This window comes from Microbacterium memoriense (assembly GCF_025398275.1).
GTDB lineage: Bacteria > Actinomycetota > Actinomycetes > Actinomycetales > Microbacteriaceae > Microbacterium > Microbacterium memoriense.
Genome location: NZ_JAODOR010000006.1, coordinates 61,095 through 76,019, shown reverse-complemented (window position 1 = coordinate 76,019; position 14,925 = coordinate 61,095). Strand labels below are relative to the sequence as shown.

Below are 14,925 nucleotides of genomic sequence, written 5' to 3'. Positions count from 1 at the left end.
CTGTCACCGACGGCAATGTCAGTCGACGGCGGGCTGAGTGACTTCGATGCCCGACGAACCGAGGTTCTTGTCGAAGATCGCCTGCCAGATCTCGCCACCGTCCGTGAAGAGGGTGTTGATGTGGTCCTGCAGAGCGGTGTCACCCTTGGTGATGCCGACGCCGTAGCGCTCTTCGCTGAAGGGCTCTCCGACGACCTTGAGCGCGTCCGGCTGCTGCGCGGCGTAACCGATCAGGATCGCCTGGTCGGTCGTGACCGCAGCGACCTGTCCGTTGACCAGCGCTTCAACGCACTCGGAGTAGCCGTTGAACTCCGTGGTGGGCACGTTGGGGTAGTTCGTGCGGATGTTCTGGATCGGGGTGGAGCCGGTCGCCGAGCACACATTGGTGGTCTCGTCGAGGTCGCCTTCGCCGGTGATCTCACTGTCGCTCGCCACGAGGAGTCCCTGACCGGTGATGAAGTAGGGACCTGCGAAGTCGATGACGTCCTTGCGCTTGTCGGTGATCGAATACGTGCCGACGTAATAGTCGATGTCACCGTTGACGATGGACTGCTCACGTGCCGAGGAATCGACGCGGATGAACTCGATGTCCTGTTCGTCCATGCCGAGCGATGCGGCGATCCAGCGGGCGATGTCGATATCGAAGCCGGTCCGCTCGCCGGTGACGACGTCGAGGTAGCCGAGTCCGGGCTGATCTTCCTTCACACCCACGACGACCTTGCCGGCCGAGGAGATCTTGTCGAACGTCGGGCTGCCCTCGAGTGTGACGTCGGAGGCCACCTCGAACCAGGCCGTACCTTCGTCCGTTCCCTCTTCTGTCCCACCGTCGGTGGGGGCAGCGCCCGGCGTACCGCTGTTGCAACCGGCAAGGGCCAGTGCGGCGAGCGTGATGCCCGCCAGAGTCATGCTGATCCGTGTCTTACGCATGTCGAAGTCCTCCTAGTGTCGTATCTTCTTGAATTTCCCGCGGCCGGTGCAGACCGCGGAAAGTGTGTCAGTGCGTGATGAGTTTGGAGAGGAAGTCCTTCGCCCTATCCGTCTTCGGATGGGTGAAGAACTCTTCGGGCTTGTCGTCCTCGAGGATCTTTCCGTCCGCCATGAAGACGACGCGATCGGCGGCCTTTCGCGCGAAGCCCATCTCGTGCGTGACGACGATCATCGTCATGCCGTCCTGCGCGAGGCCGACCATGACGTCGAGAACTTCGTTGATCATCTCGGGGTCCAGCGCACTGGTCGGCTCATCGAAGAGCATGACCTTCGGTTGCATCGCGAGAGAGCGGGCGATCGCGACGCGCTGCTGCTGCCCGCCGGACAGTTGCGCAGGAAGCTTGGAGGCCTGATGCCCCACCCCCACTCGGTCCAGGAGCACCATCGCCTCCCGTTCCGCATCCGCCTTCTTCATCTTTCGAACCTTGATGGGCCCGAGCGTGACGTTGTCGAGGATCGTGAGGTGGGCGAAGAGATTGAAGGACTGAAAGACCATGCCGACGTCGGCGCGCAGGGCGGCCAGCCCCTTGCCCTCCTTGGGGAGTTCGGTGCCGTCGATCGAAATCGACCCGCTCGTGATCGTCTCGAGCCGGTTGATCGTGCGACAGAGGGTCGACTTGCCCGAGCCGGACGGCCCGATCACCACAACCACCTCGCCCCGATTGACCGTCAGGTTGACGTCGGTGAGCGCTTGAAACTCGCCGTAGTGCTTCTGCACGTTGTCGACGACGACGAGCGGGTCACCCCGGCGCACGGTGATGTTCGACGTCGCGGGGGCAGGATCGGGTGTCGCCATAGCGTCAGCCTATGCAGAGCACTCAGCATCCACCCAGGCTGTCCACAGGATCTTGATCGAGTCGTAACCCGCCTGGAACAAACGGATTAGCCGTCGGTACGCTGCGCGAACGCGGTCTCGTAGAGGCAGACGCTCGCCGCCGTCGCGAGATTGAGCGATTCTGCGCGGCCGTAGATCGGCAGGCGCAACGACAGATCGACCAGGGCCAACGCCTCGTCCTCGAGGCCCCGGGCCTCGTTTCCGAAGAGCCATGCGGTGGGCTCGCGCAGCACATCGCGTCGCGCGAGGAAGTCGTCTCCCCCGACATCGGCGGCGATCACCCGCAGTCCCGACGCGTGCGCCCGTTCGATCGTCGACGCCAGGTCGGCGCCGACAGCGACGGGAACGTGGAACAGCGACCCGGTCGTCGCCCGCACCACCTTCGGGTTGTATGGGTCCACGGTCCGGCCGGTCAAGATCACGGCGTCGGCGCCGGCGGCATCCGCGGCACGGATGATCGTTCCGAGATTGCCCGGATCGCGCACTTCTTCGCAGATCGCGATGAGCTTCGGCGACCCGTCGAAGACGTCGTGCAGAGACGTCGGCGACTGGCGCGCCACCGCAACGATGCCCTGCGGCGTAACCGTGTCGGCCATCGCGTCCAGGACGGCCTCGGTCGTGAACTCGACCTCGATCCCCGCGTCGCGGGCAGCGTCCCGGAGGTCCGGATGCCGCTCCATCGCGGACGGCGTCGCGAACAGCTCGATGAGGGTGTCAGGACGATATGCCAGGGCTTCGCGGGCAGCCTGCGGGCCTTCGAGGAGGAAGAGTCCCGTCTCTTGCCGAGCACTACGCTTGGTCAGCTTGGCGACAGCGCGCACGCGGGGGGAACGCGGGTTCTCGAGCACGCTCTCAGCATAGGGCCGCGAGGGCCTGTTCCCTGGGATGCCGAGAAGGGCGCCTTCCCGGAGGAAGACGCCCTTCTGAGGATGCGTGTCGCGTCAGACGCGCGGCGCGTTGACGTCGGCCGGCAGTGCCGCCTTCGCGGTCGCGATCAGCGACGCGAACGTTGCCGGCTCGTTGACCGCCAGCTCGGCGAGCATGCGACGGTCGACCTGCACGCCCGCGAGGCCGAGGCCCTGGATGAAGCGGTTGTACGTGAGGCCGTTCTGGCGGCTCGCAGCGTTGATGCGCTGGATCCACAGACGGCGGAAGTCGCCCTTGCGCTTGCGACGGTCACGGTACGCGTAGACGAGCGAGTGGGTGACCTGCTCCTTCGCCTTGCGGTACAGGCGCGAACGCTGGCCCCGGTAACCGGAGGCGCGCTCGAGGATGACGCGACGCTTCTTGTGGGCGTTTACCGCCCGCTTGACTCTAGCCATTTCTTCTGTTTCCTAACGTGCGTCGGTACTCAGTGACCGAGGAGTTTCTTGGCGACCTTGGCGTCGCCGTGGGCCAGGACCTGCTCGCCGTTCAGGCGGCGCTTGCGCTTGCTGGCCTTGCCCTCAAGGTTGTGGCGCATTCCGGCCTGCTGCTTCATGAGCTTGCCGCTTCCGGTGACCTTGAAGCGCTTCTTGGCACCCGAGTGGGTCTTCTGCTTCGGCATGATTTTTCCTTCGTTGTGGATCCGGCCGGGCCGGAGTCTGTGGGGATTACTCCGCGGGAGCGGATTCGTCCGGGGCGTCCTCGTCCGAACCCGTACGCGCCTGGCGTGCGGCTTCGCGGTTGGCAGTGCGCTGGGCGTTCTGCTCGGTCTTGACTTCGGACTTGTTCTTGTGCGGCGCGATCACCATGACCATGTTGCGTCCGTCGATCGTGGGGCTGGATTCCACGGTGCCGAACTCGGCCACATCTTCGGCGAACTTCCGGAGCAAACGCACGCCCTGGTCGGGTCGGGACTGCTCGCGACCGCGGAACAGGATCATGGCTTTGACCTTGTCGCCCGTCTTGAGGAAGCCCTCGGCGCGCTTGCGCTTGGTTTCGTAGTCGTGATTGTCGATCTTCAGACGGAAACGGACCTCTTTGAGGATCGTGTTCGCCTGGTTACGGCGCGCTTCCTTCGCCTTCTGCGCGGCTTCGTACTTGAACTTCCCGTAGTCCATGATCTTGACGACGGGAGGCTTCGAGTCCGGAGCGACCTCGACCAGGTCGAGATCGGCTTCCTGAGCCAGGCGCAGCGCGACCTCGATACGGACGACGCCGACCTGCTCACCTGCGGGTCCGACGAGGCGGACCTCGGGAACGCGGATGCGGTCGTTGGTGCGGGGATCGCTGATGTGCGGAACTCCTCTTCGTGCGGTGGCGGCCACCGGACACACAGGAGTGTGTCTCGGGCGGAAGAGCATCACGTCCACCCCGCACGACGCACGCGTCGGCTTCGTCCTTCTCGCACCCGCATCCGATGTTCTGGACAGCCTCGCGGACGAGGCGGAGTGCGTGACCCGGTAGCCTGGAGCGGCAAGCGCGGGTGGGATGTGATCCTCTTTCGATCCGGAGTAGAACACTCCGGTGCCCGCTGAGTCTAGCAGAGAGCGACCCGTGGCCACGAACCCCGCATCCAACGACCGGAACGACCCTCAGGATGCCGAGCGCATCGCTCGGTGGGAGGAACAGGAACGAGCAGCATCCGCGGCATCCCGCGACATCGCCGACGTGCCGGCGGTAGAAGTGATCACCGCGGCCGCCGTCCACCTCCTCAGCGCCTCGGCGGTGAAGGTCGGCCTCGCCGACGATCCCGAGAACCAGCAGGACCTCGACGAAGCGCGCAAGCTCATCAACTCACTCGCCGGTCTCATCACGGCCGCCGCGCCCGAGATCAGCGACATGCACGCCCGGTCCCTGCGCGACGGGCTCCGCTCGGTCCAGCTCGCTTTCCGAGAGGCGTCGGTCATCCCCGATGAGATCGGCAAGGGTCCCGGCGAGAAGTGGACCGGCCCCGTCACCTGACGCCGGAGACGTCAGGCGCGGACGGGCTTGACCGTCAGCGAATCGACCAGCACCGCGATGCGGTCATCGGCGGCCCAGCGCGTCGCGAGCCGCTGAAGGACGGCATCCAGTTGCGTCTTGTCCAGACCGTCGACCAGCTGCAGGCGGACGATGAGTTCCGGGCCGCGCAAGCGTCCGTCCGGATCACCGGACGCGACGGCGAAGTCGAGGACGGCCAACTCGCTTCCGATGCTCTCCTGCAGCGCTGTGAACACCTCCGGCGACTCGTGCGCCGGCTCCCAAGGTTGCCCCTGGCCGAGCGCCCAGACGGCGGGTCGACGCAGAACGAACTCATTCTCGGTCCCCGGGTCGATCACGATCAGGTCGGTGTCGTCGGCGGCGGCCGACAGAGCCGTGCGGACGCCGTCGGCCGGAACGGGCCGGGCGATCGGATCCCACGCCGACATCGCGGCGACGGACGTGAAGACCGGGAGCACGCGACGACCGTCGGGCGCGGCGACCGTGACGATCGACAGCTCCTGTGTCTTGTCGACGCGGAGCCCCGTGGGTCCTCTCCCTTCGTCACCCTTCTCGGCGACGAGCGGGATCAGCAGTCGCGCATGAGCGTAGGCCGCGACGATCGCCGATGCAGATCCTGCTCCGCGTCGGAACGCTGTCAACGCCGACTGCAATGCCTGATCAGCGGACCCGTCATCACCCGCGTGCGGGTTCGCGTCGAAGCTGCGCCCTTCCCACGGCACCCCGGCAGAGTCCCCGGCGTGGTCAGTCTCCGGCGACATCCAGTGCCTCGGCGAGCGTGAACGCGCCCGCATAGAGCGCCTTGCCGACGATGGCACCCTCGACGCCGTGGGGCACGAGTTCGCGGAGCGCGGCGATGTCATCCAGACTCGAAATCCCGCCCGAGGCGACAACCGGCTTCGTTGTGCGTGACGTCACTTCGCGGAGCAGCTCGAGGTTCGGCCCGCGGAGCGTGCCGTCCTTGGTCACATCGGTGACGACGTAACGGCTGCAGCCGGCATCTTCCAGGCGATCCAACACGTGCCACAGGTCGCCGCCGTCACGGGTCCAGCCGCGCGCTGCGAGCGTGGTCCCGCGGACGTCCAGCCCGACCGCGATCGCCTCGCCGTAGCGAGCGATGACGTCGGCAGCCCACTCGGGGTTCTCCAGCGCCGCCGTGCCGAGATTGATGCGTGTGGCGCCGGACTCCAGCGCAGCCTCGAGCGTCGCGTCATCACGGATGCCGCCGGACAGCTCGACCTGCACACCCTTGAGCTGCTTGATCGCCTTGCGGATCACGGCGGAGTTGTTGCCCCGCCCGAAGGCGGCATCCAGGTCGACGAGGTGGATCCACTGCGCGCCGTCGCGTGCCCACGCCAGGGCGGCATCGACGGGGTCGCCGTAATTCGTCTCGGTTCCGGCCGCACCCTGGGTGAGGCGGACCGCCTTCCCATCGGCGACGTCGACCGCCGGCAGCAGGATCAATTCAGGGGTGGACGCGAAATCTTTCATGGCTCCAAGTGGGGGTCGGTGAGCGCGCGAGGTCGTGCCCTACACAGTGAGAGAGACTACCCCGCCTGCGGAAGGGTCGACATCCAGTTGCCCAGCAGACGGATGCCGGCATCCCCACTCTTCTCCGGGTGGAACTGCGTCGCGGTCAGCGGTCCGTTCTCGACCGCGGCCAGGAAGGGAGCGCCGTAATCGCACCAGGTGAGGACGGGTGCGCGGAACGGCCGGATGACATCGAGATGCCACTGCTGGGCGCCGTAGGAGTGCACGAAGTAGAACCGCTCCTCCTCGATGCCGCGGAAGAGCGTCGAGCCCTCCCCCGCCCGGACCGTGTTCCAGCCCATATGCGGGAGCACGGGAGCATCCAATTCGGTCACGACGCCGGGCCACTGGCCCATGCCTTCCGTGTCGACGCCTCGCTCGACCCCCCGACCGAACAGCACTTGCATTCCGACACAGATCCCGAGGACGGGGCGGCCACCGGCGAGTCGTCGCTCGATGAGCTCGTCTCCCCTGCTCGCACGCAACGCGCTCATGACCGCCTCAAACGCTCCGACGCCGGGCACCACAAGGCCTGCGGCATCCTGGATCAATCCACGATCGGCGGTCAGCCGCGCATCGGCACCGGCAGCGACGAGCGCTTTGACCGCGGAGTGGACGTTGCCGGAGCCGTAGTCCAGGACAGCGACCAGCGGTCGCGAGGACTCCGTCACAGAGCGCCCTTCGTGCTGGGGATGCCGGACACCAGCGGGTCCAGCGCCTTGGCCTGACGGAAAGCACGCGCGAAAGCCTTGTACTCCGCCTCCGCGATGTGGTGGGGGTCGCGGCCCCCGAGGACGCGGACGTGGACGGTCATGGCCGCCTGGAACGCGATGGCCTCGAACGTGTGTCGCACGAGCGACCCCGTGAAGTGGCCCCCGATCAGGTGGTACTCGAAGCCGACGGGTTCACCGTCGTGCACGAGGTACGGGCGACCGCTGATGTCCACGACCGCCTGCGCCAGCGCTTCGTCGAGCGGGACGAGCGCGTCACCGTAACGCGAGATTCCTGCCTTGTCGCCGAGCGCCTGCCGGATCGCCTGTCCGAGCACGATCGACACGTCCTCGACCGTGTGATGTGCGTCGATGTCGGTGTCGCCCGAGGCCCGCACGGTGAGGTCGGTCAACGAGTGCTTCGCGAACGCCGTGAGGAGGTGGTTGAAGAACGGCACCGATGTGTCGATGTGACTCTGACCGGTGCCGTCGAGATCGAGATCCAGGTCGACCGTCGATTCGCTCGTCGCGCGGCGGATCGACGCAGTGCGGGGCGCGGAAGTGCTCATAGCCCCACTCTATCGACGCGGGTGAGTCGTCACCGTCCGAGTGACGCCAAAGCGTCGAGGAACGCCGTCGACTCCGACTCGGTGCCCGCGGTGACCCGCAGACTGTGCGCGATCCCCACGTCACGGATCAGGACGCCGCGGTCGTAGAGCCCCTGCCACGTCGCGGCCGGGTCGTCGACTCCGCCGAAGAGCACGAAGTTGGTCCAGCTCTCGTGGGGCTGGTATCCGAGAGCGGACAGCGTCGCCGAGATCCGGTCGCGTTGCGCGACGATCTCGTCGACCATGCTCAACATGGCCGGGGCGTGCCGGAGCGCAGCGGTGGCGGCCGCCTGCGTCAGTGCACTCAGGTGATACGGCAGACGCACGAGCCGAAGAGCGTCGATCACGGCCGGATCTGCGGCGAGATAGCCCACGCGCGCTCCTGCGAAGGCGAACGCCTTGCTCATGGTCCGCGAGACCACAAGCCGTTCGCGACCCGGCAACAGCGTCAAGGCGGACCGTTCGTCACGCGGTGCGAACTCTTGATAGGCCTCGTCGACGATCACCATTCCCCGGCTGGCCGCATAGATCGCCTCGATCACGTCGAGACGCAGGGGCGTTCCCGTCGGGTTGTTCGGCGCGCACAGGAAGACGACATCCGGATCGGCCTCTTCGATCTGTCGCGCGGCCTCATCTGCGTCGAGCGTGTAGTCGCTCTCGCGGACCCCCGCGACATACGATGCGCCGGTCGCACGCGTCAACAGGGGGTACATCGAGTACGTCGGAGCGAACCCGAACGCGGTGCGCCCGGGCCCGGCGAACGCTTGCAGCAGGTGCTGCAGCACTTCGTTGGATCCGTTGGCCACCCAGATCTGGTCGCGAGAGAGACCATGGCCGAGGTAGTCGGCGAAGCCTTCGCGGAGCGCGGTGAACTCGCGATCCGGATAGCGATTGACGTCTCGCAGGGCGTGCGCGATCCCGTCCAGGATGTCGTCGGCGACTTCTTCGGGAACCGGATGTGTGTTCTCGTTGACGTTCAGAGCGACCGGTAGGGCCGCTTGCGGAGCGCCATACGGCGTCAGACCACGCAGATCATCACGGAGGGGAAGGTCATCGAGACGTACGGCCACGTTTCCATCGTAGGGCGCTGAGGCGGACGCCCGCCGTTTCGACCGTCAGTCGGCGGCCGTGTACTCGAGCGGAATGCTGATGGTCTGCCCTGCCTCGAGCTGCCCCGAGGCGAGCGCGTTCAGACGCACGATCGCGTCCACGACGTCACGCGGATCCGCGGCGGGAGCCGCCGACTCTGCGATCGACCACAGCGAGTCGCCCGGGAGCACGGTGACCTGCTCGAACGTCCCCGCCGGAGTACTCGCCTCCCCCGATGCGAGTGCTCCGCCGCCCGAGACGATCGCGATGCTGAGTGCGATGACGGCCGGGAGGGCTGCGAGGAACGCGAGCACCCGTCGACCGCGAACGGTCAGACGCAGCCGCGTCGGGCGCACCGCGATCGCTGGTGCGGTGAACGATGCGGTGAAGTCAATGGTGCTCATGTCTGCTCCTCGGGGCGGGACCTCGGATGGGTGGAGAGATTCGCATCCGCACTCTCGGCCGGGAGAGCCGGATGCGAACCTCTCTTCCGAAGGTATCTTCGAACTAGGGATACTGTCAAGGGCGTCCGGATCGTAGATGAATCGAAGACGACACGCGAACGCTTGCCGGACGAGATCAGCGATACCGGATACGGTTTCGATAACCAGACCCAATCACCTACCTCCGACATTCGAAGACGATGTCTTCTCCGGAGCCGGAAGAGCCGCTACAGAAGGAGCGCGACATGGACAGCACCGGAGCTTCCCGCGAGAAGCCGCAGACCCGCCGGCGCAAGAGCCTGAGCGAGAAGCAGCTCGCGATCCTCGAAGTCATCCAGCGGTCGATCGCACGGCACGGTTATCCACCGAGCATGCGGGAGATCGGTGACGCGGTGGGGCTCAAGTCCCTGTCGAGCGTGACCCATCAGCTCAATCAGCTGGAACTCAGCGGCTACCTGCGCAGAGATCCCGGCAAGACGCGCGCGATGGAAGTGTTGATCGACCTCCCGGGGAGCGCCACGGAGAACCCCGCCGATGAAGCGCCCCCGGTTGCCGACGCAGCGATGGTGCCCCTGGTCGGCCGGATCGCCGCCGGCGTCCCGATCACGGCCGACCAGCAGGTCGAGGAGATCTTCCCCCTCCCCCGCCAGCTCGTCGGCAAGGGCGACCTGTTCATGCTGAAGGTCAGCGGCGAGTCGATGATCGACGCCGCGATCTGCGACGGCGACTGGGTGGTCGTCCGGTCTCAGCCGACGGCAGCCAACGGCGAGATCGTGGCGGCCATGCTCGACGGCGAGGCAACCGTGAAGACCTTCCGCCAGCGCGACGGCCACACCTGGCTCCTGCCGCGCAACTCCGCGTTCGAACCGATCCTGGGCGACGACGCCGTGGTCCTCGGACGCGTCGTCGCGGTGCTGCGCGCGGTCTGATCGCAAGCCCCGCAAGATACCAGAGCCTCGTCTAGGCCACACTGTCGTCATGGTCCCCACCGATGACGTCCTCGACGTGTCCGCCCTGGAAGCGCGCGTGCGGGAACTCGAGGCGGAGAATGCGCGCCTCGTGGGCGGGACCCCGGCCGCCCGGCCTGCTCGTCGCGGTCGCTGGCGCGCTGTCTTGTCGACGGTTCTGATCGTCATCGCCGCGGTCCTCGTCCCGGTCTCGATCGTGGCCGCGTGGGCGCGGGTGATCCTCGTGGACCAGGATCAATTCGTCGCGACCCTCGCCCCGCTGTCGTCGGAGGTCGCCGTCCAAGATCTCTTGATCGACGAGAGCATGAGTGCGATCTCGGACACAGTGGACTTCGCCGAGCTCACCGGTCGCGTCTTCGACGGATTCGAAGATCTCGGCATCCCTCCGCGGGCAGCAGATGCCCTTGATCTCCTCCGCGGCCCGGCCGCCTCCGGCGTCGAAGGTCTCGTCGCCCGGGGAGTGACAGACGTCGTCCGCTCGGATGCGTTCACCGATGTCTGGGCCGCCACCCTGCGCGGTGCGCACCGGGCGCTGACCACAACCGCGACGTCCGACGGTGGCGGGATCATCGTGCAGACCGGCGACGGTCTGGGCATCCAGCTCGGAGAGGTCGTCGCTCGCGTTCAGACGCGGCTCGTCGATCAAGGCGTCGGCATCGCGGGCCTCATTCCGGCCGTCGACAGGGTCGTCATCATCGGCACGGGCGAGAACGTCGCACTCCTGCGGACCGTGTACGCCCTCGCCGTCGGCGTGGGTTGGTGGCTGCCCGTAGTGAGTCTCGCTCTGTTCGTTGCCGGCATCCTCGTGGCCCGACGTCGGAGTACGGCGGTTCTCGGGTCGGGAATCGGCTTGACGATCGGCGCGGGTGCCCTTGCGGCAGCACTGGGAATCGGCGCGAGTGCAGCGGGGATCGTGGCGGTGGATGCCGGAATCTCCGGCGCGGCCATCGACGTGATCTACGCACAACTGGTCGAGTCGATGACCCGCACCGCCTGGGTCTGTGCCCTGGCCGGCGTCGTCATCGCGATCGTCGGGTGGGTGTCGGGTGGATCCACCGCAGCGAACAGAACCCGCGCGTTCACCGATGGCGTCAACGGTTCCGCACGCCGCCGCCTGAACGCCCTCGGCCTCCACACGGGCCGGTTCGGTGAGTGGCTCGGCCGTTCGCGCGCGCTCGTGCGCGGCATCGTGATCGCTCTCGCGGTCGTGTGGCTGCTCGCGCTGCGCCCCCTGACGCCGGGCCTGGTGTTCACGGTGGTCGTCGTCGCGCTCGTGGTCGGCTGGTTGCTCGAGCTCGCGCAACGACGCCCCGAAGAGCTGGACGGCGTGAGCACCGCTGACGATGCCGGGGCCGCGCCTGAATCCGCCGACGCCGACGAGGAATCCCCCGTCGGCGTCGGAAGCGCGGACGTTACGCGCTGACGGACTCGCGCACGTTGCGGCTGGCCTCCACGAGATTGCGGAGGGAGGTCACCGTCTCGTCGTAGCCCCGGGTCTTCAGCCCGCAATCCGGGTTGACCCAGATCTGTCGGAGCGGGAGCTCATCAGCGGCACGACGCAGGAGGGCTTCGATCTCCGCGACCGCAGGCACCCGGGGCGAGTGGATGTCGTAGACACCCGGCCCGATGCCCGCGGCGAACCCGGAGGCCGCCACGTCAGAGATCACTTCACCGCGACTGCGCGCGGCCTCGATCGATGTGACATCCGCATCCAACGCGGCGATCGCCTCGATCACCACACCGAATTCCGAATAGCAGAGGTGCGTGTGCACCTGAGTCGCCGCTGCCGCACCCGCCGTGGCGATACGGAATGATCGCACCGACCACGCGAGATACTCGGGTTGGTCGGCGATGCGCAACGGCAGGAGTTCCCGGAGCGCCGGTTCATCGACCTGGATGATCCGGATGCCGGCCGCCTCCAGGTCGGCGATCTCATCGCGGAGTGCCAGCGCGACCTGATCCGCCGTCTCGGCCAGAGGCTGATCGTCGCGGACGAAGGACCACGCGAGGATGGTGACGGGGCCCGTCAGCATGCCCTTCACGTGCTTGTCGGAAAGCGACTGGGCGAACCGAGCCCACTCGACCGTGATGGGCGCGGGGCGGGACACATCACCCCAGAGGATCGAAGGACGCGTCGCACGCGAACCGTAGGACTGCACCCACCCGTGCTGTGTGACGGCGAACCCATCGAGGTTCTCCGCGAAGTACTGCACCATGTCGTTGCGCTCAGCTTCACCGTGCACGAGCACGTCGAGGCCGAGGTCCTCCTGCAGCGTCACGACGCGCGAGATCTCCTCACGCAGGAATCCCTCGTACGCCGAGGTCGACAGTTCGCCGCGGCCATGCTGTGCCCGAGCCCGACGGATCTCGCCGGTCTGCGGGAACGATCCGATCGTCGTCGTCGGCAGGACGGGGAGGCCGAGCGTCTCCTGTGCCTGTTCGCGCACCGCAAGATCGCCGCGGTCGGCGTCCTCGGCGGTGAGCCGAGCGGCGCGTGAACGCACACCCCCGTCCCGCACACCCGGCGCACCGGCACGGTCCGCCCACGCGGCGGTCGCGGCGGCAAGTTCATCGGCGATCGCCGCACGACCCTCCGCGCGTCCCCGAGCGAGGGTCACGACCTGTTCGACTTTCTGATCGGCGAACGCCAGCCACGACACCAATCGTGGGTCCAGAGCGCTCTCCTCGGTCGCGTCGTGGGGGACGTGCTGCAGCGAGGTCGACGTACCGACGGCAATGGTGGCCGCACCGATCGCCTGCAGGTCCTCGAGCCGGTCCGCGGCGCCGGCCAGGTCGCCGCGCCAGATGTTGCGGCCGTCGATCACGCCGCCGACGACCGTCTTCGTCTCCAGCCCTCGGACACGAGCGGGGACGGCACCGCGGTGGAGGTCGATCGCAAGAGCCTCGACGGGAGCTGCCGCCAACACGCGCCAGCCCTCAGCGGAGAGCGGCCCGTACCCGGCGGCAACGAGGATCGCCGGCCGGTCTTCCGCCGCGCCCAACTCGGCGTACGCGCGTTCAGCGGCTGCGGCAAGGGTCGCCGCATCGACGTCGAGGCTCTCGCTCACCAGTGCGTGCTCGTCCAACTGCACCCACTCCGCGCCAGCCGCGCGGAGAGCCGCGACGAGCTCGCGGTACACGGGGAGGAGGTCCTCGAGCCGGTCCAGCGGGCGGAAGCCCGCGGGCGCATCCTCCGTCGGCTTGGCCAGTGCGAGCAACGTCACCGGTCCGACGACCACGGGGCGCACCGTGAAGCCATCGGCCTTCGCTTCCGCCACCTGTCGGATCAGACGATCGCTCGACAGCGCGAACTCCGTCTCGGGACCGATCTCGGGGACCAGATAGTGGTAGTTCGTGTCGAACCACTTGGTCATCTCCAGCGGTCCCGCCTCACCCGCGCCTCGCGCGGCCGTGAAATATGCCTCGAGCGGAATCGACCCGTCTTCGGCGCGGAGCGTCGCGAAGCGTGCCGGCAGCGCACCGACGGCCAGCGCCGCATCGAGGACCTGGTCGTAGTACGAGAACGATTCGGGAATGGACGAATCCGTCCGTCCCAAGCCCAGTGCGGCCAGGCGCTCCCGCGTCGCGCGACGCAGGTCCGACGTGGTCGCCTCGAGCGCAGCTTCATCGATCGTGCCGGCCCAGAACTGCTCGACGGCGCGCTTGAGTTCGCGGCGGCGCCCGATGCGGGGGTAGCCGAGGATCGTGCCAGAGGGGAATGCAGCGGTCATGCGGAGATCTCCTGAGTCGTGAGGTGCGGGGCAAGGTCGGCGTCGCGGAGGACCGCCAACACCGTTTCGTGATTGTTGAAGGCGTACAGATGGATGCCGGGGGCGCCGCCGGAGACGACGTCTCGCGCGAGCGACGAGGCGTGGGCGATGCCGATCCTGCGGGCGGTCGCGGCATCCGATGCGCGCTCGAGCGCGTCGGCGAATTCCGTCGGCCGCGGGTCTCCCGTCAGCTCCAGCACACGGCGCAGTCGCGACGGCGATGTCAGCGGCATGATGCCCGGGAGGATCGGGATTGTGACGCCTTCCGCGCGCGCACGGCCGACGAAGTCGAGGTACTCCTCCGCACGGAAGAAGAGTTGGGTGATCGCAGACCGGGCCCCGGCGGCCTGTTTGGCCAGCAGTGCGTCGATGTCCTCGAAGCGGTGACGGGATCGGGGGTGACCGTTCGGGAACGCCGCGACCGAGATCTCGACTTTGGTCGGAGCGACCACGCTCGCCGCCCCCGGCACTCCGGGGATGTCGCGTTCGGCATATGCCGCGCGTTCGGCCTGCACCCGGTCGATCAGTTGGACGAGCTGGGCGGCGCTCTCCAGGTCGCCGAGGAACGGTTCGCCCTCGATCGCGCCCACCGGCGGGTCGCCGCGGAGTGCGAGGAACCGGGTGATGCCGGCGTCGAGGAACGTGCGGATCACGTGCGTCGCATCGGCATACGTGGATCCGACGCACGTGAGGTGCGCGAGCGGCGGGACACTCGTCGTGCGCAGAATGTGCGTGAGCACCTCGAGGGATCGGTCCGTGGTCGAGCCGCCCGCACCGAACGTGACCGAGATGAACTGTGGACCCGCGGCGGCCAGGTGCCCGATCGTCTCCCGCAGCGCCGGCATCCCCTCGGGATGACGCGGTGGGTAGATCTCGAACGAGAAGGGCACCGCGGGTGCGGGTGTCTCGATAGGCATGGTGCGCTTTCGGGTCAGGGGGGATCAGGTGGGCCGGCGGCCGCGGACACGCGCACGGAGGCGGTGTCATCGCGGGCGGGTGCCGGGCTCGGCTGTCGCTCCTGCCCGGGCGCAAGGCCGACGGGCTGCTCGAGTCCCCTTTCGGAGCTTCGGGCGTCGATGGA

17 protein-coding genes are annotated in these 14,925 nt (G+C 67.5%); 3 read left to right on the top strand and 14 right to left on the bottom strand.

Annotated elements, in window-relative coordinates; translation table 11 throughout:
- Positions 1-18 precede the first annotated feature (18 nt).
- The 6 genes from N4R40_RS05915 to infC form a co-directional block, all read right to left on the bottom strand.
- Complete coding sequence (locus N4R40_RS05915; protein WP_261606447.1) at positions 19-927, bottom strand: glutamate ABC transporter substrate-binding protein; 909 nt, start codon at positions 925-927, stop codon at positions 19-21.
- A gap of 67 nt (positions 928-994) precedes the next feature.
- Positions 995-1,783, bottom strand: a complete 789-nt coding sequence (locus tag N4R40_RS05910; protein WP_261606446.1) for an amino acid ABC transporter ATP-binding protein — start codon at positions 1,781-1,783, stop codon at positions 995-997.
- A gap of 86 nt (positions 1,784-1,869) precedes the next feature.
- Positions 1,870-2,670: a TrmH family RNA methyltransferase gene (locus N4R40_RS05905; RefSeq protein WP_261606445.1), complete on the bottom strand. Its 801-nt coding sequence runs from the start codon at positions 2,668-2,670 to the stop codon at positions 1,870-1,872.
- Between the two features lie 93 nt (positions 2,671-2,763).
- On the bottom strand, positions 2,764-3,144 hold the full coding sequence (rplT, locus tag N4R40_RS05900; RefSeq protein ID WP_261606444.1) for a 50S ribosomal protein L20: 381 nt from the start codon (positions 3,142-3,144) through the stop codon (positions 2,764-2,766).
- Between the two features lie 29 nt (positions 3,145-3,173).
- Positions 3,174-3,368, bottom strand: a complete 195-nt coding sequence (gene rpmI, locus N4R40_RS05895; protein WP_261606443.1) for a 50S ribosomal protein L35 — start codon at positions 3,366-3,368, stop codon at positions 3,174-3,176.
- A 46-nt stretch (positions 3,369-3,414) separates the two neighbouring features.
- Positions 3,415-4,071: a translation initiation factor IF-3 gene (gene infC, locus N4R40_RS05890; RefSeq protein WP_261606442.1), complete on the bottom strand. Its 657-nt coding sequence runs from the start codon at positions 4,069-4,071 to the stop codon at positions 3,415-3,417.
- A gap of 229 nt (positions 4,072-4,300) precedes the next feature.
- Here infC and N4R40_RS05885 point away from each other — a divergent pair, with 229 nt between their 5' ends.
- Positions 4,301-4,708: a DUF1844 domain-containing protein gene (locus N4R40_RS05885; protein ID WP_261606441.1), complete on the top strand. Its 408-nt coding sequence runs from the start codon at positions 4,301-4,303 to the stop codon at positions 4,706-4,708.
- A gap of 11 nt (positions 4,709-4,719) precedes the next feature.
- On the opposite strand, the gene N4R40_RS05880 is transcribed toward N4R40_RS05885, so the two are convergent.
- Genes N4R40_RS05880 through N4R40_RS05855 form a run of 6 tightly spaced genes read right to left on the bottom strand, consistent with a single transcriptional unit; the run spans position 4,720 to position 9,067 of the window.
- The gene (locus N4R40_RS05880; protein ID WP_261606440.1) at positions 4,720-5,487 is read right to left on the bottom strand and encodes an SseB family protein; all 768 of its coding nucleotides are present in this window, start codon (positions 5,485-5,487) and stop codon (positions 4,720-4,722) included.
- Positions 5,471-6,217, bottom strand: coding sequence for a bifunctional 1-(5-phosphoribosyl)-5-((5-phosphoribosylamino)methylideneamino)imidazole-4-carboxamide isomerase/phosphoribosylanthranilate isomerase PriA (gene priA / locus N4R40_RS05875; RefSeq protein ID WP_261606439.1), 747 nt, complete (start codon positions 6,215-6,217; stop codon positions 5,471-5,473). The genes N4R40_RS05880 and priA overlap by 17 nt, the downstream gene beginning before the upstream one ends.
- Positions 6,218-6,273: 56 nt before the next feature.
- Positions 6,274-6,927 carry an imidazole glycerol phosphate synthase subunit HisH gene (gene hisH / locus N4R40_RS05870; protein ID WP_261606438.1) on the bottom strand — a complete coding sequence of 218 codons (654 nt, stop codon included), beginning with the start codon at positions 6,925-6,927 and terminating at the stop codon, positions 6,274-6,276.
- Complete coding sequence (gene hisB, locus N4R40_RS05865) at positions 6,924-7,535, bottom strand: imidazoleglycerol-phosphate dehydratase HisB (RefSeq protein ID WP_261606437.1); 612 nt, start codon at positions 7,533-7,535, stop codon at positions 6,924-6,926. The genes hisH and hisB overlap by 4 nt, the downstream gene beginning before the upstream one ends.
- A gap of 29 nt (positions 7,536-7,564) precedes the next feature.
- Positions 7,565-8,644, bottom strand: coding sequence for a histidinol-phosphate transaminase (locus N4R40_RS05860; protein WP_261606436.1), 1,080 nt, complete (start codon positions 8,642-8,644; stop codon positions 7,565-7,567).
- 45 nt (positions 8,645-8,689) lie between these two features.
- Positions 8,690-9,067, bottom strand: a complete 378-nt coding sequence (locus tag N4R40_RS05855) for a LysM peptidoglycan-binding domain-containing protein (protein WP_261606435.1) — start codon at positions 9,065-9,067, stop codon at positions 8,690-8,692.
- Positions 9,068-9,351: 284 nt separating this feature from the next.
- Here N4R40_RS05855 and lexA point away from each other — a divergent pair, with 284 nt between their 5' ends.
- Positions 9,352-10,035 carry a transcriptional repressor LexA gene (gene lexA, locus N4R40_RS05850; protein WP_261606434.1) on the top strand — a complete coding sequence of 228 codons (684 nt, stop codon included), beginning with the start codon at positions 9,352-9,354 and terminating at the stop codon, positions 10,033-10,035.
- Positions 10,036-10,084: 49 nt separating this feature from the next.
- The gene (locus N4R40_RS05845; RefSeq protein ID WP_261606433.1) at positions 10,085-11,497 is read left to right on the top strand and encodes a hypothetical protein; all 1,413 of its coding nucleotides are present in this window, start codon (positions 10,085-10,087) and stop codon (positions 11,495-11,497) included.
- Here the strand turns inward: N4R40_RS05845 and metE are convergent.
- Complete coding sequence (metE, locus tag N4R40_RS05840; protein ID WP_261606432.1) at positions 11,487-13,805, bottom strand: 5-methyltetrahydropteroyltriglutamate--homocysteine S-methyltransferase; 2,319 nt, start codon at positions 13,803-13,805, stop codon at positions 11,487-11,489. The genes N4R40_RS05845 and metE overlap by 11 nt on opposite strands.
- Positions 13,802-14,761 carry a methylenetetrahydrofolate reductase gene (locus N4R40_RS05835; RefSeq protein WP_261606431.1) on the bottom strand — a complete coding sequence of 320 codons (960 nt, stop codon included), beginning with the start codon at positions 14,759-14,761 and terminating at the stop codon, positions 13,802-13,804. Before N4R40_RS05835 ends, metE begins: the two co-directional genes overlap by 4 nt.
- Positions 14,762-14,925 lie beyond the last annotated feature (164 nt).

Excerpts from the sequence above, each read along its gene's own strand:
- N4R40_RS05915 (WP_261606447.1), bottom strand. The coding sequence starts at position 927 with ATGCGTAAGACACGGATCAGCATGACTCTGGCGGGCATCACGCTCGCC.
- N4R40_RS05910 (WP_261606446.1), bottom strand. The coding sequence starts at position 1,783 with ATGGCGACACCCGATCCTGCCCCCGCGACGTCGAACATCACCGTGCGC.
- rplT (WP_261606444.1), bottom strand. The coding sequence starts at position 3,144 with ATGGCTAGAGTCAAGCGGGCGGTAAACGCCCACAAGAAGCGTCGCGTC.
- rpmI (WP_261606443.1), bottom strand. The coding sequence starts at position 3,368 with ATGCCGAAGCAGAAGACCCACTCGGGTGCCAAGAAGCGCTTCAAGGTC.
- N4R40_RS05880 (WP_261606440.1), bottom strand. The coding sequence starts at position 5,487 with ATGTCGCCGGAGACTGACCACGCCGGGGACTCTGCCGGGGTGCCGTGG.
- priA (WP_261606439.1), bottom strand. The coding sequence starts at position 6,217 with ATGAAAGATTTCGCGTCCACCCCTGAATTGATCCTGCTGCCGGCGGTC.
- hisB (WP_261606437.1), bottom strand. The coding sequence starts at position 7,535 with ATGAGCACTTCCGCGCCCCGCACTGCGTCGATCCGCCGCGCGACGAGC.
- N4R40_RS05855 (WP_261606435.1), bottom strand. The coding sequence starts at position 9,067 with ATGAGCACCATTGACTTCACCGCATCGTTCACCGCACCAGCGATCGCG.
- lexA (WP_261606434.1), top strand. The coding sequence starts at position 9,352 with ATGGACAGCACCGGAGCTTCCCGCGAGAAGCCGCAGACCCGCCGGCGC.
- N4R40_RS05845 (WP_261606433.1), top strand. The coding sequence starts at position 10,085 with ATGGTCCCCACCGATGACGTCCTCGACGTGTCCGCCCTGGAAGCGCGC.
- metE (WP_261606432.1), bottom strand. The coding sequence starts at position 13,805 with ATGACCGCTGCATTCCCCTCTGGCACGATCCTCGGCTACCCCCGCATC.
- N4R40_RS05835 (WP_261606431.1), bottom strand. The coding sequence starts at position 14,761 with ATGCCTATCGAGACACCCGCACCCGCGGTGCCCTTCTCGTTCGAGATC.